Annotated in this window: 16 protein-coding genes and 1 pseudogene; 4 read left to right on the forward strand and 13 right to left on the reverse strand. The window is 60.8% G+C overall.

Annotated features, from left to right (window positions below; translation table 11 throughout):
* Positions 1-7 precede the first annotated feature (7 nt).
* On the forward strand, positions 8-331 hold the full coding sequence (locus FJ404_04955) for an endo-1,4-beta-xylanase (protein ID MBM3822238.1): 324 nt from the start codon (positions 8-10) through the stop codon (positions 329-331).
* 147 nt (positions 332-478) lie between these two features.
* The gene (locus FJ404_04960) at positions 479-1621 is read left to right on the forward strand and encodes a hypothetical protein (GenBank protein ID MBM3822239.1); all 1143 of its coding nucleotides are present in this window, start codon (positions 479-481) and stop codon (positions 1619-1621) included.
* 1 nt (position 1622) lies between these two features.
* Here FJ404_04960 and FJ404_04965 read toward each other — a convergent pair whose 3' ends face one another.
* The 13 genes and pseudogenes from FJ404_04965 to FJ404_05025 all read right to left on the reverse strand — a co-directional run bounded on the left by FJ404_04965 (position 1623) and on the right by FJ404_05025 (position 21182).
* On the reverse strand, positions 1623-3599 hold the full coding sequence (locus FJ404_04965; protein ID MBM3822240.1) for a CRTAC1 family protein: 1977 nt from the start codon (positions 3597-3599) through the stop codon (positions 1623-1625).
* A gap of 27 nt (positions 3600-3626) precedes the next feature.
* Positions 3627-4460 carry a formylglycine-generating enzyme family protein gene (locus tag FJ404_04970; GenBank protein MBM3822241.1) on the reverse strand — a complete coding sequence of 278 codons (834 nt, stop codon included), beginning with the start codon at positions 4458-4460 and terminating at the stop codon, positions 3627-3629.
* A gap of 17 nt (positions 4461-4477) precedes the next feature.
* Entirely contained in the window at positions 4478-8218 is a 3741-nt protein-coding gene (locus tag FJ404_04975) for a hypothetical protein (GenBank protein MBM3822242.1), read from the reverse strand.
* Positions 8219-8919: 701 nt separating this feature from the next.
* Complete coding sequence (gene ureG / locus FJ404_04980) at positions 8920-9597, reverse strand: urease accessory protein UreG (protein ID MBM3822243.1); 678 nt, start codon at positions 9595-9597, stop codon at positions 8920-8922.
* A 111-nt stretch (positions 9598-9708) separates the two neighbouring features.
* Positions 9709-10413: an urease accessory protein UreF gene (locus FJ404_04985; GenBank protein ID MBM3822244.1), complete on the reverse strand. Its 705-nt coding sequence runs from the start codon at positions 10411-10413 to the stop codon at positions 9709-9711.
* Between the two features lie 16 nt (positions 10414-10429).
* Positions 10430-12904: pseudogene (ureC, locus tag FJ404_04990) on the reverse strand (urease subunit alpha).
* Between the two features lie 4 nt (positions 12905-12908).
* Complete coding sequence (locus FJ404_04995; GenBank protein MBM3822245.1) at positions 12909-13793, reverse strand: urease accessory protein UreD; 885 nt, start codon at positions 13791-13793, stop codon at positions 12909-12911.
* On the reverse strand, positions 13790-14569 hold the full coding sequence (locus FJ404_05000; protein ID MBM3822246.1) for an ABC transporter ATP-binding protein: 780 nt from the start codon (positions 14567-14569) through the stop codon (positions 13790-13792). The genes FJ404_04995 and FJ404_05000 overlap by 4 nt, the downstream gene beginning before the upstream one ends.
* Positions 14566-15345, reverse strand: coding sequence for an urea ABC transporter ATP-binding protein UrtD (gene urtD / locus FJ404_05005; protein MBM3822247.1), 780 nt, complete (start codon positions 15343-15345; stop codon positions 14566-14568). The genes FJ404_05000 and urtD overlap by 4 nt, the downstream gene beginning before the upstream one ends.
* 168 nt (positions 15346-15513) lie before the next feature.
* Positions 15514-16695, reverse strand: coding sequence for an urea ABC transporter permease subunit UrtC (gene urtC, locus FJ404_05010; GenBank protein MBM3822248.1), 1182 nt, complete (start codon positions 16693-16695; stop codon positions 15514-15516).
* A gap of 4 nt (positions 16696-16699) precedes the next feature.
* The gene (gene urtB / locus FJ404_05015) at positions 16700-18316 is read right to left on the reverse strand and encodes an urea ABC transporter permease subunit UrtB (protein MBM3822249.1); all 1617 of its coding nucleotides are present in this window, start codon (positions 18314-18316) and stop codon (positions 16700-16702) included.
* A 239-nt stretch (positions 18317-18555) separates the two neighbouring features.
* Positions 18556-19800, reverse strand: a complete 1245-nt coding sequence (urtA, locus tag FJ404_05020; protein ID MBM3822250.1) for an urea ABC transporter substrate-binding protein — start codon at positions 19798-19800, stop codon at positions 18556-18558.
* Positions 19801-19889: 89 nt separating this feature from the next.
* Positions 19890-21182 carry a hypothetical protein gene (locus FJ404_05025; protein ID MBM3822251.1) on the reverse strand — a complete coding sequence of 431 codons (1293 nt, stop codon included), beginning with the start codon at positions 21180-21182 and terminating at the stop codon, positions 19890-19892.
* Positions 21183-21409: 227 nt separating this feature from the next.
* Here FJ404_05025 and FJ404_05030 point away from each other — a divergent pair, with 227 nt between their 5' ends.
* Complete coding sequence (locus FJ404_05030; protein ID MBM3822252.1) at positions 21410-21697, forward strand: hypothetical protein; 288 nt, start codon at positions 21410-21412, stop codon at positions 21695-21697.
* 545 nt (positions 21698-22242) lie between these two features.
* On the forward strand, positions 22243-25800 hold the full coding sequence (locus tag FJ404_05035) for a dehydrogenase (GenBank protein ID MBM3822253.1): 3558 nt from the start codon (positions 22243-22245) through the stop codon (positions 25798-25800).
* Positions 25801-25814: the final 14 nt, after the last annotated feature.

Consider the following 25814-nt stretch of genomic DNA (forward strand, 5'->3'; position numbering starts at 1 on the left):
GAATCCCGTGAACACACGTCATCGTTTCCGTTCTTGTTTGCTTGCGGCCCTCGCGCTCGCCGTGATGTCACCGGCTCGCGCTGCCGAATCCACCGCCGCCTTGAAGGACCTTTTCAAAGATCACTTCCTGATCGGCACGGCGGTGAACCGGAGCATGGTGACCGGCAGCGCGGGCTTTCGCCGGAGCGCGGACCAGAACGCGCAAGATGTCGCGCTGCTCAAAAAACACTTCAAAAAGATCACGGCCGAGAATGACATGAAGTGGCCGCTCAACCATCCGCGCGATGCGCGATGCGTGAGGCGAGAATTGGGATTCTCGTTTTCACGGTAATGCGCCAGGCTCTCGCGCATGCCCGGCGAAAAACTGCCCCCCGCGCCCCCGTTTGCCCCGACCCGCGGGTCTGTGGTGGAGGCCGTGCGCCACGGCGGACCTTCTAGCGAGAGAGCGACGGCCGAACCGTGCTCTTGGGAATCATGGTTGGGGACTTCCCTGTTGAGTCTCTGGCTTGGAGTCCTCGCGGTCAGCGGCCCAGGCTCGTTGCACGCTGCCATCAAGCTGGAGGACACCGGATATCACGTCTTTCCTGGCGACGAAATCCAAGACGCCGTGGAAATGGCTGCCACGAACCGCATCCAGAAAACCGTCTGGGTTCACGCGGGGGAGTACCGGCCCGGCAGCCCACGCCAGGCGATGATCTGGTTCAACCGTGTTCATGATGGCGTCCGCTTGTTGGCGCGCGGCCCTGTCACCTTGACGGCGGTGAATTCCCATCTGGGCGCGCCCGGCGACAAGGGCTATCCCGCCGCCGTCAACCACGTGATCTATCTTGGCGACGGAGTCACTTCAAATACGGTGGTGGAGGGCTTCCGCATCATCGGGGCCAACGGATTCCTGACCCGTTCCCAGACCAAAAAATTCGAGCCCAACGTGAAGCTGCCCAAGAACCTGTTCTTCTACGCGGACGGCGGCGCCATCAAAATTTTTGGCCACTCCTCGCCCGTGATTCGGCGCGTGGAAATCGCGGACAACTTCACCAGTCCTTGCGGAGCGGGCATTTCAATTCAACAAATGGGTCTGCGGGACCGGCCTGTGCTCATTGAGGACTGCGTGTTTGTTCGCAATCGGGCCCAGGTCACCGGCGCGGCTCTCGACCTGCTTGCCGGCAGCTCCGCCGTGGTCCGCAATTGCCTTTTCACCGCCAACGTCTCGAACCTCGGCGAGGACGTCGTGGCCCGCCAATCGGGTGAGCGCCCCTTCATCAACAGCGGCTGCATCACGGTGTTCCAAAACTCGAAGCTCGAATTGATCCGATGCACCCTGACGGGCAATCGGAACGGCGTGGACGACATGGGTGGAACGAGCGTCTATCGCGACTCCATCTTTTGGGACAACAACCTCGACACTGGAATCAAGGGAACCGTGCGATACGATCTGGCGGTCAACGCGGGCGCGAACGTCCAAGGCTGCTTCATCCAGGGAACCGTCCATGACGTTCGCAAAGTCGTCTCCGTGGAGGCCAACAACTTGCGTCCGCCCCCTCCCCGCTTCGACGCACGGTTCGTACCGGCTGATCCCGCATATGCCCGGGCCGGCTATCGACCGGTTCCGTTCATACCGTGATTCACCGGTTTGACTCGGACTCCCGCACGCGCAAGAGCCCGTTGCGAGGCAAGCCATCACTCACCACCTGACGGACGCCCGAGGGCCAGTCGATTTCCACGCGATCCACAGCGGGTCCGTCGCCCAATCCGAAATACAGCGGCATCGCGCTTTGCGAAAGATAGCCCGACTTGCCGTCATGCATTCGGGTGTAAACCCGATTCCCCGCCACCACGCGCAGGGTGGCCCCCAAACCGTCGCGGTTGGATCGTGTGCCTTCGAGGCTGACTTTCAGATAGCGGGGAGGACGGCGTTCAGAGAGGTTGCTGACGAGGACCTGCGGGACGTCATTCCACTCGCTGAGCACCGCGTCGAGGTCTCCGTCATCATCAAGATCGAATGCCACGGAAGCACGGCTGCTGGCGGAACCACGGACGACCACCCTGCCCGCAGTGTCCTTGCAGAGCGGATGCTTGCGGTCTTCGCCCGAGCAATCGAGGGTGAAGAAATCGACTTCGATCTTCCGGCCCGACCGGGGCTCCAGGCCGACCACGAATTCGCTGTCCAGGAACCGCCGGCCTTCGTCATTGAGGAGGAGGGAATTGGGCGCGTAACGCAATGGATAACCCATGCCCGCCGTCACCAACACATCCTCGAATCCATCGGCGTTCCAATCGGCCACCGTGACTGCCCACGGCCAATAGGTTTCGAGGCCGAGGGCTTGGGAAGACTCCTCGAAGACCCCGGGGCCGCGCTGGCGGTAGAAGGCGTTGCCGAAAATATTATTGGAGGCGCTTCGAAAATTCGCCGGCGACCATTCCGCCGCGCACCACACTTCGCTGGTCCGCTTCTCGAACGCCTCGCTGAAATCCCTCTCCCCTGCCTGGATTTGAACGGAGGTCATATCCGAATGCATATCCGTCACGAGCAACTCCATGAGGCCGTCCAGGTCATAATCGAAAAACTTCATGCCCATCGAGCCCCAGGGGGTCTTCGGAAAGTGCGCCTTCGTCTTCTCGCGAAATCCGCGGCCCGCTTGATTTTCGTAGTATTGGTCGGAACCGGACATGCTCAGGACGTAAAGATCGGGAAATCCGTCGCGGTTCAGATCACAGAAGCCTGCATCTCCGCTCCAGCCCCGATGTTCGAGCCCGGCAGCCTTGGAAACGTCCTCGAACCTGCCTCCCCCGCGATTCACATACAGCACACTGGCCTCGCTCCGCGCAGGAAACATCCAGCCTTGAAAAGCATCGGATCGTCCGAGGAAAAAGCCGCCGCGTCCCCGCTCGTTACGGGTGTAAACCCCCACGTTGCAAACGAACAGATCGAGAAGGCCATCGCGGTTGTAATCGAAGAAAACGGCTCCGGAACTGTGCGCGGGTCTGGCGGACCCCAGACCCGCTTGTTCCGTGACATCCTCGAAGCGCCCGCCTCCGAGATTGCGGAAGAGTTTGTTGCCCATGCGGACCGTGGTCACAAAAAGGTCCGCACGCCCGTCGTTGTCGATGTCGGCAAATGACGCGCTCACTCCGATGCGATCGGCCAGGCCGACTCCCGCGCGATCGGTGATGTTTTCAAATCTTCCGCCGCCCGTGTTTCTCCACAACTGGCTCGAACCCCACTGATTCACAAAATAGAGATCGATTCGCCCGTCGCCGTCCACGTCCGCGGCGGCCAATCCATTCCCATGGTCGTAGTGGACCGCCTTGTACGTCTTGGCTCCGTCATCGACCGGGCGCTGGCGAAAGTCGATGCCGCTCTGCGCCTGGCGATCGGTGAACGAAAAATCATGAAAGATTTTCCAGGATCGCGACGCTTCGACCTGGCGGGCGCGACGCATTTCCAACGCGGCTTCGGTCGCAGGATTTGCGGACATCGCGTTAAGAACCCGGGGGCTTGCGTCCTCCGCCATCCCGAGCCACGAGACCAATCCCAAGAGCCCAAGCGCCGCGACCCCCCGCCATCCCGTCCGGTGAAATCCGAGAATTGAAGCCAGCATAGGTTCGCCGTTCAGGGCTTGGAGGCGTCAACGCGCCGCGCTTTTTCTCCCAGGCAGCTCCGGGCCGAGAACGACCCGGAACCCCACGAAGTGAATGCCGGTGTGCGGCGCCATGCCGAATCGATTGGCCGAGCGCGCATACTCCGCATCCTGATTCCATCCGCCTCCCTTGAAAATCTTGAACTTGTTGGTCGCGGCCCCCACGGGATCCGTCACGGGTTGCGCGGGATGCGGTCCGTACCAATCGGCGGTCCACTCCCACACATTGCCGTGCATATCGTGCAGGCCCCAGGGATTGGGCTTCTTCTGCCCGACCGGATGCGTTGTTTCCTTGCTGTTTTCAGCGGTCCAGGCGAACGACTCGGCGGCCGCCTGATCGTCGCCGAAACTGAACAGGTTGGTGGTTCCCGCCCGGCAGGCGTATTCCCATTCCGCTTCGGTGGGAAGCCGGTATTCGTAGCCGGCGGGGATTCGGCGCGCTTCACGTTCGCGAGCCGTGAGCAAGGTGCAGAAGCGCTCCGCGTCAGCGAAGGAAACTTTTTCCACCGGCCGATGGGTGTCTCCGGTAAAATGGCTCGGATTGCGGCCCATCAGAGCAGCGAACTCGCCCTGGGTGACTTCGTAGCGCGCGATCCAATAATCCCTCGTCAACGTCACAGGATAACGAATGCGCAGGAAGCTCCCGGCCTTGATCGCCACCATATTGGTCAGAGGAGCCATCGCGCCGGCACCAGAAGGTGGCGGGGCGGGATTCGCGAACGCCACGCCTCCGGTTGTTCTTGCGAGCCAGCCCGCCCCACCGCAGAGCACCAGAGCGCCGGCGGCCATGAGACCATGACGAAGCCAGGCGAAGCGGCCCATTCGAGACCTAGATGTATTCACGGAGTGAAACGCAATTTGATGGAGTCGGCACTGCCGGGCACGCTGACGGTCGCTTCCCCCCCTCCGGGCCACCGAATCCACACCCCGGAAGGAGAACCCTTTCCACCCAGGATCTGAGAGGCCGCATGTTGGGACAGATAACCCGAACCCGCACTCACGACGCGGGCAGGGCCACGACGTCCATCGGGATGGACCAACCGGAGCACCGCACCCACGCCATCAGGATTGCCCGGAGGTCCCTCCAGTTCAACCCTCAATCCGGACTTGGCGTTCCGATTCATCCAGATTCGAGTCGCCCCCTGGTGCTCCCCAACCGCCAAATCCACCCGGCTGTCCCGATTGAAATCTCCCATGGCCAGACCCCGCATCGGACCTTGCGGCCCCTCTCGCATCCGAGATTCGTCAACCTCGGCAAAGGCGCCTCCCCCTGATCCACGCAGGAGCACCAAACCACCCGCATCCTGCCGGTCCAAATCCCATTCCGCGCCAAAGTGATTCTGTCCCAGGATCAAGTCTTCCACGCCATCGGCATTCCAGTCGGCGACTCCAAGTCCGAACGTCATCGAGAGCTGAGCTGGCATGGGAAGCGCCCGGTATTCCCAACGTCCGCCCCGATTGAGCAACACGCATGAGTCGAGAAACGCGGCTTCCACCGATCCGGCACGGGAAGACTCCGCGCCCAGCAACTGCTCCACCGACGCGGAAGCGAATGCCAGGTGAGTGGGGAATCGGGAAAGAAGTTCAGGGAAATCGCGGGACAGGCTCGTGCGATCCCGCAACGGCATCCAGCGCCCGGCGGTTTGAGCCGCTTCCATGAGTTGCAGGAATCCAATGCCCTTCCAATCTCCGTGATAGAGCCGATAAGGTCCCGGCGCATAAAGCTCATACATCGTATTTCTTCCGGCGTTGCCCCCCACGAGGTCCAACTGTCCATCCCCGTCAAAATCCCCAACCGCCAGGCTGTTCCAACGACCGGTCCAGCGCGAAAGCCCCGCCGATGAGGTCACCTCCATGAATCGGCTCTGATCATTGTGGAAGAGGCGGATGCTTCCCCAATCGGCGGCCAGCGCAAGATCAGCATCTCCATCGCCATCGAAATCGGCAAACACCGCCGAGCTGATCATGCCCACTCGGCGAAAGGGCGCCGATTCCGCGGGAACCAATCGACCGGCGTCGTTCATCAGCAGAGTGGAATCAGCCGGTTCCGGAACGCGTCCCGGATGGCAACGCCCTCCCGCAAACACATCCAAATCCCCGTCCCCATCCACGTCCGCGGCGGCCAGACAGCTCAAGGCGGAAGCTCCCAAATCAAGTTCTTGTCGAACCGTCGCGTCCTGAGCCGAGAGCACGAACAATTTCGAAGGCGTTCCCGGAGGCAGTTTGTAATTCGACATCGCCACCAGCAAGGCTCGTCCGCCGCGTCCATCGGGCCAGGCGAGGATCGCCGCCTGATCCCCCGCCGTTTTGAATTCATGCGGCAACTCCCGGAATCCCCGTCCCGCTTGGTTGACGAACAACGCCAGCTTGCCCTCCCGACCCGCGGAAACTGCCAGATCATCCCAGCCGTCACCGGTCCAATCCACCCCACTCACGCCCGGACCGCTGGATCCGAGGCGCATGGGCAGCAGCGGCTGCCAGAGGTTCTCGTCGAACGCTTCATCGACGTGTCGATGTGACAACACGGAGGAAAATTCAAACAACCCGGGCTCGGAATCTCGCTTCGTGAAGGGGGACGCGGCCGCAGGATCTTTCGGTTCGGAAATGTCATAAACAGAGTTGGGCTTCAGTTCCGGGATCACCGTTCGCCGTCCCGAGGGCCACCGCACTTCCAATTTCGAAGGCCCCGCGTTTCCCACCGCGAACATCCGGGCGGGCTCGTCGCCCGAAAGATACCGGCCTCCCGCGATCACCTCCTGATCGAGCCGTCCTTGCGGCCCGTCCACCACCAACCTGGCCCCAATGCCCCTGGTGTTGGGCGGGGATCCTTGCAGGCGGATCAACACCCGCGCGCCGGGAGCGTCGTTGCGATAGAGGCCGGGAGCCTCGTTCAAATGATTGACGACAAGATCCAAATCTCCATCTCCATCCAGATCAGCCTGAGCCATGCCGAAGGAAACTCCCTCGTGGCCAAACCCCCAATCGGAGGGCGCGGGTTCGAAACGTCCACTTCCGGCATTGCGAAAAGCCGCGTTGCGCGTGGGCCAGCGCGGATGCAATTGGAGATAGCGTTTGAGCTCCGTCTCGCTCAGACGTTGCTTGGGATTCTTGAATCGGTCGTTGGCATCCTGGTCCATGACGTCGAATTCAAATCCATTCGTGACGAGCAAGTCTTCGTCGCCGTCGAGATCGACGTCCATGAACAGGGGCGTCCAACTCCAGTCCGTCGCAGCGAGTCCGGCAAAGAGCGCGGCTTCGGCGAAGCCCCCGCCCGGACGTCCGAGGAACAGGGTGTTGCGATTGAATTGGAGCCGCGCGTCGGGGTTCGCGTATTCGGCAGGATCAGGACGGTCCCGCACCAACTGCCGTTGGCGCCGTTCCGGGGAGCGCGCCAGCATATCCACCACGAAGAAATCGAGAAGGCCATCCTGATTCACGTCGGCGAAATCGACGCCCATCGAAGACCGGCTGGTGTGGCGTATCTTCCACGCTTCCAAAGCGCGAAACGTGCCCTTGCCGGTATTGATCCAGATGCGGTCCGGGGAAGTGTTGTCGTTGCAGACGTAGAGATCGGGAAATCCATCTCCATTGAGGTCGCGAAACATCGCCGCCAAACCCCAGTCACGAAAAGGAGGGATCGGCCTGCCCTGCTCGTCCTGATACGTTCCCGGCTCAAATTCGATGGCTTGGAACTTTCCGCCGCCGAGATTGCGATACAGGCCATGGGTTTCGGGAAGTTCACGGACCTTGCCGTCCGGCAGGGCTTCAAATCGGCCTTTCCAGCGGGATGAACGAGTCGATTCTCCGTTGACGCGGGTAACTTCCCACTGGTCGCCCTTGCGTGCCACGGCGAAGCGGGTGGTGGGATCCGCCAGCATCATGGCGTCGATAAAGTGCGTGCAGTAGAGGTCGAGGTCCCCGTCACCGTCGATGTCCGCCAGCGTCAAGGAGGTCGCCGAAGCAGTCTTGGAGAGCCCCGAGTCCGGCCTTTCGATGAAACGTCCGGCCCCGTCGTTGAGAAACAACCGGGTGCCGACAGCGATGCCGTTGACCAGGAGATCCAGATCGCCGTCCCCGTCGACATCCGCGAATGCGCTTCCCGTTGAGATCTGGCCGATGCAGGCCGCCGGACCCGCATCGCGTTCTTGAAAACGCCACTGTCCCAGATTTTTGTAGAGCCGGTTCGGTCCTTGCAACGCGCAAAAGTAAAGATCAGGCAAACCATCGGCGTCGATATCACCCAAGGCCAATCCGGCACCGTTATGAGCCACCGCATTGGTCAGGTAGGGTTCGCCTCGGAAGAAGTTCGTGAAAGTCACTCCCGCGCCAGCCGCTCCGATCTGGACAAATCCTTGGGCGGAGTGTGTTTCGAAGTGAACCGTCTTGGACTGAACCCCCGGCACGGCGGCGGCGCGAGGCTCACTGCAGGCTGAAAGCATCCAGGCCACCCATAAGCACACGGTGAGTTTTCCCAGCCGGGACACCCGGGTCCAAGCGCACGGCGCCAAAGCAATGGACCTGGCCAGAGACAACTCTTTCGAGAACCCAGCTCGGGGCGATCCATGCACGGGATGTTTCACAACGCGTTCGAGCTCGAACTTGAGGAAAAGCGACCGCTGCCGCCAGCAGGAACATCCGCCGAGGAAAGAAAGTTGCGCGAGTTCATCGCAGCGCAGTAACGCTGAGGGTCGTCTTCACTCGCGGACGAGCGGGAGGGGGTCTGGGTGACGCGGATCAAGGAGGGGATGAAGGACGAGGTGATGGAGGAACGGAAAATCGAAGCGGGATCCAAGACGTTGGAGGACCAGCGGGTGAAACGGTGCCATGGGGAGATGGCGCGGAGGATCAAGGCGCTGGTGGTGGCGGGCGGGACGGAGAGGGAAATGACACTTGGAACGAATCAGTTGGAATGGACGGCGGCGACGGTGGTGGTCGAGCGGTTGCCTTAGGAATTGGAGGCCGATTTCCGGCGGGGCAATCGGCCCTGGCCCAACGCAAACTTCGTCGGAGGCAAATCCGAACTGGCCGGCCGGCGTGCCGCGCTGCTCGATGCGGACGCGACTCAACACTCGCACCGTGAGCCCTCCCTCTCCCCGCAGCGCAGCGCGGGGAGAGGGCCGGGGAGAGGAGCCTTCGAACCATGAGACGGCAATGCATTCCCACGCTCCTCCTCTCCCCAGCCCTCTCCTCCACCGAGTGGAGGAGAGGGAGTTCTGATGGCGGCGGACCACCATGGCGAGAGTGCGACCGCTCAAGGATTCCATCTGGACCGGTTTCCATTTCAGTGGCGATGCGGGAGTCCAAGCGCGTGCTGCCAGGCGTGGAGGATGTGGTCCACAATGAGATCCACACCCAGGCCGTTCTTGACCTGGGCCAGGACGAACGGACCGCGCCCGCGCATGTTTGCCGCATCTCTCGACATCACGCCGAGATCCGCCCCGACCGCCTCCGCCAGATCAGTTTTGTTGATCACCAGAAGATCGCTTTGGGTCAGACCCGGCCCGCCCTTGCGCGGGATCTTGTCTCCTCCCGCCACGTCAATCACCTGGATCGTGAAATCCGCCAGTTCCCGGCTGTAACAGGCGGCCAAGTTGTCGCCTCCCGATTCAATCAACAGCAGTTCGGTGTTGAATTCGCGATGAAGATCCTCCAGGGCCATGAGGTTGGAGGAAATATCCTCGCGAATCGCCGCATGCGGGCAGGATCCGGTCTCAACCGCGCGGATGCGTTCCGCGGGCAATGCCTGGTGACGAATCAGGAATTCGCCGTCCTCCCGCGTGAAAATGTCGTTGGTCACCGCCGCCAGGTTCATTCGATGCCGCAGGGCGAGACAGAGCTGAAGCATGAGGGCGGTTTTCCCACTTCCGACAGGGCCTCCGATTCCCACCGTGAATGCGCGCCGCTTATAATCTCGATCCAGGGGCGGCTGGCGTTCATGAAAATGGCCCGGATGCTCCATCGCCTCGTGGGTGTGACCAGCGGGACCGTGGTGATGATCGTGATGGTGATCGTGGGCATGCGAGTGCGAGTGCGAAGGCATAAGAAGCGCGGGTTGGATGGAGCCTCGGATTCAGCTCTGGAAAAGACGGGTGTGTAATCGGTCGTGAGCCCCTTGCCATAGGTCCAGCAACGGGGCGCTTTGGGCGATTTCATCAAGGGCGAGTTGCATCCCGTGGCGAACCACTGCCTCCGCCACGGAGGAGAGCTCATGCTGGAGCGACTGGGCTTCCATGGGGCCAATTACGTTGAGCCGGATCGCGGAAGCGACGGCGTTGCGCAATTGCATGAACAGGCAGGCGCGGAGAGCGGTCAGGACGTCCATCCTCAACTCGCCGGCCACGAAACCAAAAACAGGGGCAAAATGGAGGAACCGCGGAGAGACGCCGTCCACCGCGATGGACATTCCGAAGGTCCGTTGTGCGGCTATGGCCAGGGCGCGTCCCTGCAACCGGCTGGCCCGGTTGGCGACATGGTTGGAAGTCCAGGCCTCACAAACGTCGTCGATCTCGATCAACCGCGCGGGTTGGAGCAGGACTTCGCGAACCATTGGAAGTTGTGAATTCCCGGCCTGCCGGAGGCTGGCCACGATCCAAGATTGCAGTTCGACACGCTGGCGGATGGCACCGTGATTCCAGGCGGCTTCCAGACCCCCGGAATGGGCAAAGCCGCCGGTAGGAAACGCCGAATCAATCAGCTGCCAGATCACAAAAACATCCGGGGCCTTCGGTTCGGACGCGGCCCCTGGGTCATGAGGAATGGAAAACCGGGCCGTCATCGCTACGATCTCCGGATCAGAACAGGAAATAACGCTGGGCCAGGGGAAGGCTGGAGGCGGGATCGCATTTCAGAAGAACTCCATCGGCCCGGACTTCGTAGGTCTCGGGATCCACGGTGATTTTGGGGAGTGCGTCGTTCCAGCGCATCGAATGTTTGCCAATGTTGCGGCATCCGGACACAGCTTCAATTCTCTTACCGAGACCGTAACCGGCGGCAACCCCGCGCTCCAGGCAGAGTCGGCTGACGAAGGCGGCTGAAATGGGTCCCCCCGCCCGGCTGAAAGCGCCGAACATCGGGCGCATGAGCACCGGTTGCGGTGTGGGAATGCTGGCGTTGGCGTCCCCCATCTGAGCCCAGGCGATGAAACCACCCTTGATAACCATCTCGGGTTTGGCTCCGAAAAATGCGGGCCTCCACAGAACCAGATCCGCCAGCTTGCCGGTCTCCACCGAACCGACCAGATGGGAGACCCCGTGTGCGATTGCGGGATTGATGGTGTACTTGGAAATGTAACGTTTGATGCGCAGGTTGTCGCTGCCGGCAGTTTCGCCCGGAAGGGCTCCTCGCTGCTGCTTCATCTTGTCGGCCGTCTGCCACGTGCGGGTGATCACTTCGCCAATCCGGCCCATGGCCTGCGAGTCGGAACTCATGATGCTGATCGCGCCAAGGTCGTGCAGGATGTCTTCAGCGGCGATGGTTTCACCGCGGATCCGGCTTTCGGCGAAAGCCACATCCTCCGGCAATTCCGGGTCGAGATGATGACACACCATCAGCATGTCGAGGTGCTCGTCCAGGGTATTGACGGTGTAAGGCCGGGTTGGATTGGTAGAACTCGGCAAGACATTGGGTTCCCCGCAAACCCGGATGATGTCCGGAGCGTGCCCACCGCCGGCGCCTTCGCTGTGATAGGTATGAATGGTTCGACCGCAAATGGCCTGAAGGCTCGCTTCGACAAAACCGCTTTCGTTCAGAGTGTCGGTATGGATGGTAACCTGGACATCATGCTCATCAGCCACCGCAAGGCAGCAGTCGATCGCCGCCGGCGTCGTTCCCCAATCCTCGTGGAGTTTGAGCCCGATGGCTCCGGCGAGGATCTGATCCGGAAGCCCCTCCGGCAAGGCGGTGTTGCCCTTGCCGGTGAAGCCGAAATTGAGGGGCAGAAAGTCCACGGATTGCAGCATCGCCCGTAGGTAGAAGGGCGAAGGGGTGCAGGTGGTGGCGCAGGTGCCGGTGGCGGGCCCGGTCCCACCGCCGATCATCGTCGTCAACCCGGCGGCGACAGCTTCGTGCGCCTGCTGGGGACAAATGAAATGGATGTGGGTATCGAGACCTCCGGCCGTCAGAATCATTCCTTCTGCCGCAATCACCTCGGTGGTCACACCCACCACCATGCCGGGTGTGACGCCGGCCATGACATCCGGATTTCCCGCTTTGCCAATGCCCGCAATCAGACCGTTTTTGATCCCGACGTCAGCTTTGAAAATGCCGGTCGAATCGACGACGAGGGCGTTGGTGATGACGCAGTCCAGGGCGCCCGCGGCATCCACACCCGCCGCCTGTCCCATCCCCTCGCGAATCACCTTGCCGCCACCGAATTTGCATTCGTCGCCGTAAACGGTGTGATCCCTTTCGACCATGAGATAGAGTGACGTATCTCCGAGCCGGAGCCGGTCGCCGGTGGTCGGGCCGAACATTCCGGCATACTGCGCGCGTGGGATGATTCTTGCCATTCAAGCCTCTTGATCCGAGAAACCACCGGCGGTCACCTGTTGCTTGGCCTTGAGCCATGACTCAACGCCAACCGGCCCAGGAGCAAGGTTGTTGCCTCCACGAATGATTCGGGCACCCGCGATATCCACCAGAACCACGGTCTTGGTTTCACCCGGCTCGAAACGAACCGCGGTTCCGGCCAGGATGTCCAACCGCTTTCCGTAGGCCTTCGCCCGGTCGAACTGGAGCGAGGCGTTGGTCTCGATGAAATGATAATGACTCCCGACCTGCACGGGGCGATCACCGAGGTTCGTCACCTTGAGCTCTACCGCGTCGCGCCCGGCGTTGATCTCCAGGCATCCCTCGGCCGGAATGCAAAGCCCCGGTTCGCCGGACACCGTCTCCGGTTTGAACAGATCCAGCGAAGGAACGGGAAGGAAACTGCCATAAAGCGCCAGTTCGAGATTCCCGTTTTCCGAGACAACCGGAAGATGAACGGTCACCAGCTTCGATCCGTCGGGGAATGTCCCCTCCACCTGAACTTCGGCGATCATTTCGGGAACACCGCTCATGACCTGGTTCCGCCCCAGCAGCTGGCGGCCGAGATCCATGAGTTCCGCAACCCGCCTGCCGTCGCGGATGAATTCCAGCAGCACCGTGGCGATCAGGGCTACGGCTTCGGGATGATTCAGGCGCACCCCGCGGGCGAGTCTTTTCTGGGCGAGAAACCCCGCCTGATGCAGGGTCAATTTGTCCAGTTCACGGGGCGTGAGATGCATGGCGTCAGTTCCTGCGAGACCAGGGGTCCCCTTCCAGCAAGTCGAACACAGGCTTCAGCCAGCGATGCAATTCGGCCGACAAATCCTCGATACCGGTGGAGGCGGCACGAAGCACCACAGGACCCGAACCCATCCGGCTTGCCGAAACCAGGGTGGAAGCACGCCGACGGACCGGGCGCCTCGCCACATCCTCCACCAACAAGGCGGCAGATTCCCTCAACCGCGGGCCGTCCAGGAACAGGGTGGCGAAAACCGTGTACGGACCGGGGAGATGGCCGGTGGCTGAGGGATCCCCGCCAGGAATGATCCTCGTCGCGTCGAGAAACAAGCGTCCGTGGCCCGAGAGCAGAACCTCGTTCCGACTCGAGTAACTGGAGAACTCCCAGCGTTCCCCGCAGGCAACTCGTCCGCAGGAAAACCAGTCCAGCACCACCAGACTGGCATCAGACTCCAGCTCAAACCGCTGTGTCTGGCGATGGCTCGATCCGGCGAAGAGTTGCACGGTCTCCGGAGTGAAAACGAGCAGCCCACCCCTGGCGACGCGGGCCTGGGTGTGATGGGTGGAGGGAAGAAGGGCGGGATTGCGATAAATCTTGGTGGAAGCCTGAGTGCCCGCGAAGCAACAGGCGCCCCTGCCCACCTCGACTTCCAGCCGGGTCTGGTCACCCGCCACGACTCCGCCACCGTGGCTGCTGCCATAAACCCAAACGCTGGGACCGCGCGACTTCGGAGCCAGCATTTTCATCGGGCTGGTGGCATAACTTGATGTCAGCGCCGACAGGCCTTCGACCCGTTCGACCCGCACGGAGGCATGCCCGGCTCGCGGAGCGCGATCGGCCGGAGGAACAGGAGCAGCGACCTCCATGATGTCACACGGACTGGCAATCATACCGTCAAATACTTTCGAATCAGCGTGTCGTCCAGATTCTTCATGGGACCCTGGGCCACGATGCTGCCGCGGTCCATGACAAAAAAGCGGTCGCCGACTTCGAGACAGAAATCGAGGTATTGTTCCACGAGCAGAATGGCAATCCGCCCCTCGGTCTTGAGCGTTCGAATCGCGTCACCGATCTCATCCTTGTAGTTGTGTTCCGTCGGATGGACGTTCAGCCCCTCGGCCCGAAGCTTTTTGATCGTGTCACCGATTTGATCGATGATGTTGGGCTGGATTCCCTCGGTCGGTTCATCGAGAAGCAAGACCTTGGGATTGGTCAAGAGAGCTCGGGCGATGGCGAGTTGCTGCTGCTGGCCGCCGCTGAGGACCCCCCCCTTGCGGGAGAGCATTTCCTTGAGGACCGGGAACAAGTTGAAAACGCGATCGAGTTCACCATTCAGTTTCTTGCCCTGAGCCACGGCGCCGATGCGCAGATTTTCCCAGACGGTGAGCGTGGGGAATATGTCGCGTCCCTGGGGCACGTAGCCGAGTCCCGCCCGCGCCCGTTCATCGGGCTTGCTTCCCCCGAACTCACGCTCCCCGATTTTGATGGAGCCGCTGTCCGGGGAAACCAGTCCGGTAATGGCCTTGAGCGTTGTGGTCTTGCCGACGCCGTTGCGTCCCATCAGGCAGGCGACCTGGCCCGGCTCGACCTCCAGGCTGACCTCGCGGAGGATGCGGGAACCGTCGTAGCTGACGTGCAGGTTGGTAAGTTTGAGCACGGGATTCAGGCGGCTGCGGATTCAGTCTTTTTCTTTCGGCCGAGATAAACCTCGATGACGCGCTCATCGTTTTGGACTTCATCCACCGCCCCCTCGCACAGCACGCTGCCCTGATGAAGCACGGTTACTTTGCGGGCGATCTGGCGGACGAAGGTCATGTCATGCTCGATGACGATGATGCTGTGGTGACCGGCCAGGCTGAGGAGCAGTTCACCGGTCTTGCGCGTCTCCTCATCGGTCATCCCGGCAGCCGGTTCATCCACCAGGAGAAGTTTGGGGTTCTGGGCCAGCAACATGCCGATCTCGAGCCACTGCTTCTGCCCGTGACTCAGCGAGCCGGACTTGGTGGCGGCAAAATCGGCCAGGCCGATCGTCTTCAGCACCTCGTGAATGCGGTCCTTCTGGGTCGTATTCAACCGGGTGAAAAGACAGGACCAGATCGAACGGCTCCCTTCGAGCGAGAGCCAGATGTTTTCGAAAACCGTGTGATCCATGTAAACCGACGGGGTCTGGAACTTGCGCCCGATTCCCAGTCGGTTGATTTGGTACTCGTTCAACGCCGTGAGATCCGTGCTCCGCCCAAACTCAACCTTCCCTTGGTCCGGCCGCGTCCGTCCGGTGATCAGATCGAGCAAGGTGCTCTTGCCGGCGCCATTCGGGCCGATAATGACCCGCAGTTCCCCCAGATCCATGTAGAAATTGAGGTTGTTGATCGCTTTGAAGCCGTCAAAGGTCTTGGTGACCCCTTCGAGGGTCAGAATAAATTCTCTTGGCGTGGTGGTCATCGAGCGGGGGAGGGACTCAACGGTTTTTGGCGGAGTGGAGGAGGGGAAAGCCGAAGGGCCAAAGAAGTCGGCGTTCGGAAGCGTTTGAACCAGCCCAAGGCCATCCACCCGTGGTGTGGAGGGTTGTCGTCCTCCCCAAAGGAGATCCGGAGGAAGCGGGAAATCCTTTCATCGTGGTTTGCACGGAACGCCGGGAGCCATAGGTTGGGCTTGCGTGTCGGCCGGGGGAGGTTGGCGAGATTGGGAAAGTTTTCGTTTCCACGCTGAAATCTGGGCCGGGATTCCGATGATTCCTTGCGGCAGAAAGAGCGTGACCACCACAAAGAGAGCCCCAAGAATATAGGGCCATTGCTCGGCAAAGGCATGCGTGGCCCAACTTTTCAGCGCATTGCACCCCACGGCGCCGAGAATCGGCCCCAGGAGGTTTCCCCGCCCACCCACCGCACACCAAACCACAGCCTCCAACGATTTCTCCGGAGCCATTTCGCTCGGATTGATGATCCCCACCTGCGGAACATAAAGCGCCCCGCCGAGACCGGACAAGGCTGCCGCAAGGACAAACACAAAGAGCTTGAAGTTCGCCGTCGCGTAACCCGAAAAGAGAACCCGATTCTCGCTGTCCCGGATTGCCCGCTGAATCAGTCCAAATTTGGTGGTCGTCAGCCATCGGCAGAGACCATAGGAACCCAGCAACAGTACACCCGACGCGATGTAAAGGGTTCGTTTGACGGCGGGAGAATTGATGTCGTGGCCCAGAATGAATTTGAAGTCGGTCAGGCCGTTGTTGCCTCCGAACGTGAAATCGTTCCGGAAAAACATCAGCGTGGCGGCATAGGTCAGGGCCTGGCTGAGAATGGAAAAATACACTCCCTTGATGCGGGAGCGAAAGGCGAGCCAGCCAAACAAACCGGCGACCAGCGCCGGCACCCAGACGGTGGCAAGGGCGGCGAAACCGAAGCTCTTGAACGGAATCCAATGGGGAGGGAGTCCGCCAGTGTCTGGATACTTCTTGGCGAACTCCAGGAACACCATGAAATCCGGAATGTCGGCCTTGTACTGGCCGAGTTTTCCGACCATCAGGAGCAGGTGCATGCCCAGAGCGTAACCCCCGAGCACGAAGAAAAGGCATTGGGTCAGGCTGAGCAATCCGGTGTAACCCCAGAGCAGGTTCACCCCCAACGCGAGCACCCCGTAGCACAGGTATTTACCGTAAACGCTGAGGGTGAAGCTGCTGATGTGAAAGGCGCTCTCCTTCGGAACAAACGCGTTCAGGCAGGGGAGGACGAGGAGTGCAACCAGAGCAATCAGGCCCACGACCAGCAGTTCGACTTTGCAGAAACCCTCCTTCATAGGGTCAACCCTCAAGGCTGCGGCTGCGTGTGACAAAAAGACCGGCTGGCCGCCATTGGAGGAACAAGATGATGGCGGCCAGCACGGTGATTTTACCCATCACGGCCCCCAGCCACGGCTGGAGAATCTGGTCCGTGACCCCCACCCCCAGGGAGGCAAACACGGTTCCCAATAAATTTCCGACCCCGCCCATCACCACGATCATGAAACAATCCACAATGTGGTTCTGGCCGAGACTAGGGCCCACGTTTCCGATTTGGGAAAGGCAGGCGCCGGCCATCCCGGCCAGCCCTGATCCAAACATGAAGGTGAGCATGTTGACGCGATCGGTTCTCACGCCGAGGCAACTCGCCATCGCCCGGTTCTGCATCACAGCCCGGATCTGCAGACCCACCGGGGTCCGGACCAGCAGCAGCCAGGTTCCCAAAACGACCAGGACGGCGAACGCGATGACGAAGAGTCGGTTGTAGGCCAGCAAAACGTCATGGACCACGTAGCTTCCGCTGAGCCAACGGGGCGAGCTGACCTGGACATTGGCGGCGCCAAAAATGTGCCGGAAGATCTGCTGCAAGAGCAGGCTCACCCCCCAGGTGGCCAGCATCGACTCGAGCGGACGTTGATAGAGAAACCGGATGATCCCGCGTTCCAGCGCGAGCCCGACCAGGCCGGCAAAAAAAAACGAGGCCGCAAGTGCCGCTGGAAAATAACTGTCGAACCCCGCACCCGACGCGCCAAAAGCCGACTTGAACAGATTCTGGACCACATAGGTCGTGTAAGCCCCGACCATCATGACCTCGCCGTGTGCCATGTTGATCACCCCCATCAATCCAAAGGTGATCGCCAGTCCGAGCGCCGCCAGCAGCAACACCGCCGAAAGGCTGAATCCCCGGAACACCGTGCCATACAGATTGCCCCACCAGATGTAGTTTTCGATCAGGTCCACGGCTCGATGCACCGCGGTGACGGTCGCCTCATCCTTCACCCGGCCTGCTTTGACGTCTTCCCGAAGCTTTTGCAGAAAGCTCACGGATTGGATCGAACGAATTTCGCCCAGGAGCGTGACGGCCGCCGACCGGATGCCGGGATCATCCGAGACCATCCGGGTCAGGGCCACCGCCTCCGTCAGCGATTGGCGAACCTCCTTGTCGGATTCAATCTTCAGCCGCGCTTCGAGGAAGGGAAGGTAATCGGCGTTTTGTTCCTGCCCGATCTTGACCACCGCATCCCGGCGCTGGCGCGGTTGAGGACGGGCTAGCGCGTAGAGATCGAGGGTCGTTTTGATGACCTTGCGCAGCTTCGCAGTGGTGTCGGCCGGAGTCAGCTCGCTAGCGGAAAAAAGAAGCGGTTTGCCGGAGGCATCCTTGATCGGCTCGGACGCGGGCCATTGGAGCCCCTGCGCTTTGCCCTCCGCGTCGGTCGCGGGATCCAGAAGAAACGGCAGCTTGAGCCCTCCCGGACCCTCATGAATGTAAAGACTGCCCAACCGCCAGGCCCCGAGCACCTGCTCGATCAGCGGATCAGGCGTATGCGCGAGATCGCGGATCAGGGCCGCCTGTTCGGTGGCGTCATCGCTCAGGATCGCCTTCATCAGGCTCGCCCGGGCAGCCGCATCGGCACGCAACATCGCGGGCGAGCCGAACCCCATCAGGAGCACGAGCGAAGTGATGAGTGATCTGGCGAACATGATGAGGCGGGCTCTGGATCGAGGAGAAATAGGCGGCGGACAGACGAACGGGGATTCACCCGCCCGCCGCCGAGATGACTGGCGGCCCAAGGGAGGCCGCCGGCGACGAACGGGGATTCACCCGCCCGCCGCCGAGATGACTGGCGGCCCAAGGGAGGCCGCCGGCTCGGGGTGATTTACCGCACGGTGAGGAACTGGGAGCTAAACGGTTCGCCCGCGACGCCGTTCATGGTCTTGATGATCTTGAATTGGCCGTTGGCCAGGGTTTCACCGATGAAGGCGTTGTTCACTAGGTGATGATTCTTCTGCATGGTGACTTCGCCCGCGGGACCTTTGAACTTCAGGCCATACATGCCTTCACGAACTTTATCCACTTCGAAAGATCCGGCCTTTTCCACGGCCATCTTCCAGAGATGAACCCCCATGCGGGATAGATTCATCGGGCTGCAGGTGACGCGACCTTTGGTATCGATTCCACTGACGGTGTAGTCCACACCCGTGACCTTGGGTTCTTTCAACCAGGTCATGAAATCCGAGACGAACTTGGCATTCTCAGGAGACTTGGTCGACATGAAGTAGGTCCAGCAACCAAGATGGCCGACAAGGTCCTTGGCAGGGAGACCGCGGAATTCATCCTCCGAGATCGAAAAGGAAACCACGGGGCAGCTCTCGCTGGTCAGACCGGCGTTGGCGAACTCCTTGAAGAAGGGCACGTTGGTGTCCCCGTTCAAAGTGCTGATCACGCAAGATTTCCCGCCCGCCGAGAATTTTTTGATCGAGGCGACGATGGTCTGGTAATCCGTGTGTCCGAAAGGCGTGTAGATTTCCTCAATGTCTGAATCGGGAATCCCCTTCGACTTCAGATACTGCTTGAGGATCTTGTTCGTGGTGCGGGGATACACATAGTCCGAACCAAGGAGGTAAAACTTCTTCTTCCCTTCCGCGAGCATGTAGTCCACCGCCGGAATGGCCTGCTGATTCACAGCCTCCGCCGTGTAGAAGATGTTCTTGGAAAGCTCCTCACCCTCGTATTGAACGGGATAAAACAGCAGGCCGTTGTGCCGCTCGAAAACCGGCAGCACGGACTTGCGGCTCACGGACGTCCAACAACCGAAAACGACCGAAACCTTGTCCTTCACCAGAAGTTGTTCGGCCTTTTCGGCGAACAAGGGCCAGTTTGAGGCCGGATCCACCACCACCGGCTCGATCAAATAGGACTTGCCGCCGGCGCGGACCCCGCCGGCCTTGTTGATCTCGTCGAAGGTGAAGAGGAGGACATCCTTCAACGAGGTTTCGCTGATCGCCATCGTGCCGCTGAGCGAGTGGAGGATGCCCACCTTGACGGTTTCCGCAACCGCCTGCGCAACGAGTACCGTCGACAAGGCGGATCCGAGAAGATACTTTAGGAACTTGTTTTTCATGGGAATAGGGATTGGATTGTTAGGAGTTTGGAAAAAGGGGCCGACGTGTTCACGCAGCCCTCAAGGGGTCGAACAGACCTTGCTGAGACTTAGAACAGATAGCTGACACCCGCGCCAAAAATCACGCGGTCCTTGGCCGTATCAAACCCACCACTGTAGGAGGTGTGGTCATACCGAATTTCCGGCTGAACCTTGATCATCGGAGTCGGCTTCCAGTTGAAGGTCAGCGCGAGGCTTTGAATGGAGCCGTCGGGATCAGGCGAAAGGATGGCACTGAGAGGGCGGCCCGGAAGACCTATGCCCTTCAAACCACCACCGTCCTTGTCCTCAAGATGCTCCGCCCGAAGCGCGATTCCGAATTTCTCCGTGAAATCATACCACAACCAGCCGCCCACAGACCAAAGATCCGCGGTGGTGCCCGCCGCGGGGTCGAAGACGAAGTAATCGAATTCAAATCCCGTGTGGAATTTTTCGGTGATATCATAACCGGCCAGGACGGATCCCCCCTTCACGCTCATCGTGCTCGATTCGTCGCCGCCAAAACCGATCAGGTTGGCCCAGAGTTTCTCGTTGGGCTTGAGTCCGATGCTGCCGATCACGGTCTTGCCGTTGTTGCCATCAATCGGACCCGCATACATGCCGTTCTGAACGCGGAGCTTGAGATCGAGCCACTCCGTGAAGGTATAGCCCAGTTGAACACCGGCCGACGGACCGTTGCCCGTAAAGAACCATTGATATCCCTGCGAGAAGTTTGGATTGGCCGCGCCACCGTCACCCGACTCATAATTCAAGAGGGAAATCAACTGACCGGCCTTGATGTTCAGGCCGTCGCCGATCGGGACATTCAATTCAACAAATGCCTCACGAAGATTCTCCAGTCCCTGATAAGCTCCGCCGGTGTTGAGGACAGGCGCGTCCTCACCCCAGATCATGGAGGTGCGGAAACCTGCATCCCAGGCGTCACCGCTGCGCTCCACCGGCGGGCTGGCCAGAGTGACTTTGACCTTGTTGAGCGAGAACGAATTGTGGGTCGTGTTCCACAAGTATCCGTCCGATTTCTTGTCCAAGGGTTCCTTCGAATTGTAAAAATAGGAGGCCTGGACATAACCGCTGATGGTGATTTCGGAAGCCGCGGAAATCAGCTTCGGTGTTTCCTTTCCGCTCGGCAGGATGCCCTCTTTTTGGGCGACGGTCTCGATGGCCGTCAGGCGCTTGCGGAGGTCCTGATTCTCCTGCTCAAGTTTCTCGATCCGACTGGAGTCCTGACCGATTGCGAGCAAAGCGGTTCCGGCAAGCGCACCCCCGGCGGAAAGCGTTCGCCATAGGGAACCACTGCGCAAGAGCTGCCCTCTTGATTTCGATCGTGGGGAGTAGGGAGGCATGTGTAGGTGTAGTGGGTTGTTGTTCGTTGAGGTTGAATACTTCTTGACCAAGGAATCTGTGTTCCCTGATGACGCCCTGGCTCTAGCTACCTCGATGCCATCCGCCCCTCTCCACGTCTCACATTCTTTTCATGAAGATCCAACAATCTATTCATACACGCTCAAATCCTCTGACACATTTGGGTAATGGTACTCCGGCGGCAGAATGAAAATCAGTTGTGGAGTGCATGCATCAGTTGAACGAAGACTTCAATGGTGCATGGCCCCAAGCGCTGAAGTGCCCGCATCTGTCTTCTTTTGAGCAGGATGGCCAAAAAAACGCAGCTTGTTTTGAAAACCCTTTCGGGCCCGTTGAAAACAGACATCCACACCTCGAGTTCGGCCTGAAACAGGATGGTTCCGAAAACACTCATTCAAAGTGTTCCCTGCCCTTCCTGCTCCAGGGCTCACCTGATGTTTACCTCGGAGGCCAGTGGGTAGATCACGGTGAATCTCAAGATTCTATTCGCCGCTAAAGTTCAATCATCCAGCCGATGCGCTTGCGGATGGCAGCGGGCCTCCACGGCGGCAGGGGCAAGACCGCGCTCGCGCAAGCCTTCCCTCACAAGGAAGCCGATGCCTTTCCGGGCGGTTGCTGCTCGTCGCGCTGCTCGATGCGGACGCGACTCAACACTCGCACCGTGAGCCCCCCTCTCCCCGCAGCGCAGCGCGGGGAGAGGGCCGGGGAGAGGGGCCTTCGAGCCATGGGACGGCAATGCATTCCCACGCTCCTCCTCTCCCCGACCCTCTCCTCCACGCTGTGGAGGAGAGGGGGAGTTATGATGGCGGCGACAACCTGTGGTGCACGGCCATGCGCTGCGCCGGACCTTCATTCCCTCGCAGTTGACCCTGCGGCGGAAGGCCCGTAACCTCCCGAAAAATCACGCGGCCCAGCTGGATTGGGTTAAAACTCCCGCTTGCCGCCCGCCGATTCCTTTCCTGGCGCACTCCGGTCCGCCCTGATCGGGACGGGTGTGTTTTCAATCGAACCGCGCCGCCAAACTCCAATCGCCGCCACGCCATGATCCTCTCGCGAGCTCTTCTTCTCCTTCCCTGCTGCTTGCTGCTCGGCACGCCCGCGCAGGCCGCCACGCGCAACGGCAAGTCCTACGATTTCCCCATCTACACCAACAAGCCGCCCGGCAAGCAGGTGGGAGGACAACACGCCCCCGCCACCACGTCCGCCCTGCCCCCCGCCGAAGCGCAGAAGAAATTCAAAGTGCCCCCGGGCTTCGAAGTCCGCCTTTTTGCCGCCGAACCGGAAGTCGTCAATCCCGTCGCCATGACTTGGGACGATCGCGGACGTCTCTGGGTGTTGGAGCTCTACGAATATCCCCAGGGAGCCAAGCCCGGCGAGAAATCGCGGGACCGAATCAAGATCCTGGAAGATACCGACGCGGACGGCGTGGCGGACAAGGTCACGGTCTTTGCGGACGGATTGAATCTGGCAACCGGACTTTTGTTCGGCAACGGCGGAGCGTATGTGGGTCAAGCACCACATCTCCTTTTCCTCCGGGACACCAACGGCGATGACAAGGCGGACCAGCGGGAGATCCTTCTCACCGGCTTCGGGCTCGAAGACCGCCATGAGTTATTAAACGGGTTTGCTTGGGGGCCCGACGGCGCGCTCTACATGACGCACGGCGTGTTCACGTTCGCAAACGTCATCGATCCGGCGAATCCTTCGGCTCCACCCGTGCACATGAACGCCGCGCTGGCGAGGTTCCATCCCGGCACGAGAAAGTTCGAAGTCTACGCCGACGGCACCAGCAATCCCTGGGGGGTGGATTTCGACCGGTACGGCAACGCCTACGTCAGCGCTTGCGTGATCGATCATCTGTTTCATCTCGCCCCGGGCGGCAGTTATGTCCGCCAAAGCGGCGTGCCCACGAACCCGTACGTCTACGACTTGCTGCGGTCCATCGTCGATCACAAGCATCACATGGCAGCCTACGCGGGCGTGAACGTGTACCAGGGAAATCAATATCCGGCGGAGTGGAAGGGCCGTGTCGTCATGGGCAACATCCATCAAAGCGCCCTCAACCAAGACCGGCTGACTCCCAACGGATCGAGCTTCAAAGCCTCCGAAGAAGCGGATTTCCTGCTGGCGAACGACGGCTGGTTCCGCCCCGTCAGCACTCAGACGGGTCCCGACGGCGCGTTGTGGGTGATGGATTGGTACGACCGGTATCCGTGCTACCAAAACGCCAATGCCGATCCTGAGGGCGTCGATCGGGAACACGGCCGCATTTGGCGTGTCGTGTTCACGGGCGACCGCCCCGGCGCACCTGTCCCCAGCCGTCCCGGCAAGGACATGGATCTTTCCCAATCCAGCCCCCGCGAGCTGACCGCGCTTCTGGATCATCCCAACATCTGGCACCGCCGCGTGGCTCAGCGCCTGCTTCGCGAGAAGAAGGATGCTTCGATTCGTTCCGACTTGGCGGCGTTGGCGACAGCGGCGAACAAGCCGTTGGAGACGCGGTTGTTCGCTTTCTGGACCCTTCACAGCACGGAACTGCTGGAGGAGTCGTTTCTCGACCAAATGGCCAGGGATTCGGAACCGGCCCTGCGTTCCTGGGCAGCGAGGTTCACCGGCGAACGCAGGCTCGCGAGCGAGCGAGCGTCCGATCGCTTGATCCTGCTGGCGTCGGATCAGGATCCGTCGGTTCGCTTTTCCGTCGCGGTGGCCACGCGCCAATTCACCTCGGGTTCCCTGACGGTGAACACGCCTCCTCCCTCGGGAGCAGGGATGAATTGGGCGGGCATCCTGGTGCCGCTCATCGAGAAATCCGCCGACGCCAAGGATCCACTGATCCCGTTCGCCGTCTGGCTGGCGGTCGAACCCTTGTTCGTGGAGGATCCGGGTCCGGCTCTCCAATGGCTGGCGGAATCCGGACGGGAGCACCTGCCATTGTCCGGTCAGTTGGCGCGCAAAGTGGCTCGCCGGCTCTGCGACATGAACGACGCCACCAAGATCGATCTTGCGGTGGACTTCGTGCAGAAGGCACTGGCCGTGTCGCCTGAAATTGCGGTCAACGCCATCAGCGGCCTTTTGGAAGGCCAGCGCGGCAAGGCGCTCGTGCCCACGGTTCCCACCGGCGAATTGCTTGCCCGTTTGTCCCGGCACTCGGATCCGGTGGTGCAGGAGCGCGGACGTCAATTGGGAACGCTGTGGGGCGATGCCGCGGCCATTCTGCAAACCATCCGCACCCTCCAGGACGAACAAGCCCCGTTGGACAACCGCCTGCAAGCCGCGCGCTCGCTCCGCCAGTTGAACAACGACACGGCCCGCGCAGCGATGTTGTCGCTGGTTCAAGGTCAAACGCCGGATCGCCTGGCCGTCGAGGTGCTCTCGGCCTTGAGCGAAGCCGGGGGGAACACCGTGCCCGACACCATCGTGAGCCGGTGGGCCAGCTTGACTCCCGCCGCCAGACGGGCCGCGGCCGACACCCTCGCTTCCCGGCGCAACTGGGCTCGATCCTTTCTGGCCGCGATCGAACGCCGCGAAATCTCGCCCAGCGACCTTCCCGCCGCCGTCGTTCGCACCCTCGTCAATCATCGCGATGAATACCTGCGCAACAACGCCCTCCGCGCCATCGGCCAGTTCCGGGAAGCGGATTCCGACAAACTTCAGCGCCTCGCGGAAAAGCGGAAGGTGGCGCTGGCGGGTTCTCCGAATTTAGGCGCGGGGCGCGATGTCGCCACTCGAACTTGCTTCGTTTGCCACAAGTTCCACGGCGAAGGGGGAGAAGTGGGGCCGGACCTCACCGGGGTCGGACGCTCCACGCTCGACGCGCTGCTGCGCAACGTCATTCATCCCAACGAAATCATCGGGAAAGGTTACGAGAACGTCGAACTCGAGACCAAGGACGGCCGCACGGTTTCCGGCCGTCTCGTCGAGGAGAATGAGGTGTCGCTCAAACTGCTGGCAGCCGGTCCCAAAGAAGAAGTGGTGGCCAAATCCAATCTCGCCTCGCGCCGGGTCAGCGAACTTTCCGTCATGCCTGAAGGGCTGGAACAAATGCCGGACGAAGACTTTCGGAACATGATTTGGTACATCCTGAATCCGCCCCAGGACCAGAAGCCCATGACACCCGAACGCTGGCGCGAGCTGGTGGGAGACGACAAGCCCTCCGCGGCGCTCGGCATCGCGACGGACGGAGAGTCGGTCGCCTTGTGGAATCCGGAATGGCGGATAAAAAGCGGCGCCGCCGAAGGATTGCCGCGCAAGGAAGCCGAGTTCGCCGGCCGCCGGAACGTTCTGATCACCCATCCCTTCCACGAGCGTGAACCCGCCCGCGTCGAGCGGAGACTGGACGTCCCCTCGGACGGACGAACCCGGATACGAGTCGCGCTGACCGCCCATGAGCGGGGGGATTGGGTTTTCATCGCGCGCGTGAACGGGAAAGACGTGAAAAGGCAGGAAATCAATTCGAAGGAACCGCGTTGGAAGATGGTCGAGGTGGATCTGAGCGAGTATGCTGGGAAAAGCATCGAAGTGGCTCTCGAAAACGCGTCCAGCAGCTGGGATCATGAGTTTGGATACTGGCAGGGCCTGGAAGTGGTCACGGAGAAGTGACCGGACCGGGTTCC

The sequence above is a fragment of the Verrucomicrobiota bacterium genome (assembly GCA_016871495.1).
Lineage (GTDB): Bacteria > Verrucomicrobiota > Verrucomicrobiia > Limisphaerales > VHDF01 > VHDF01.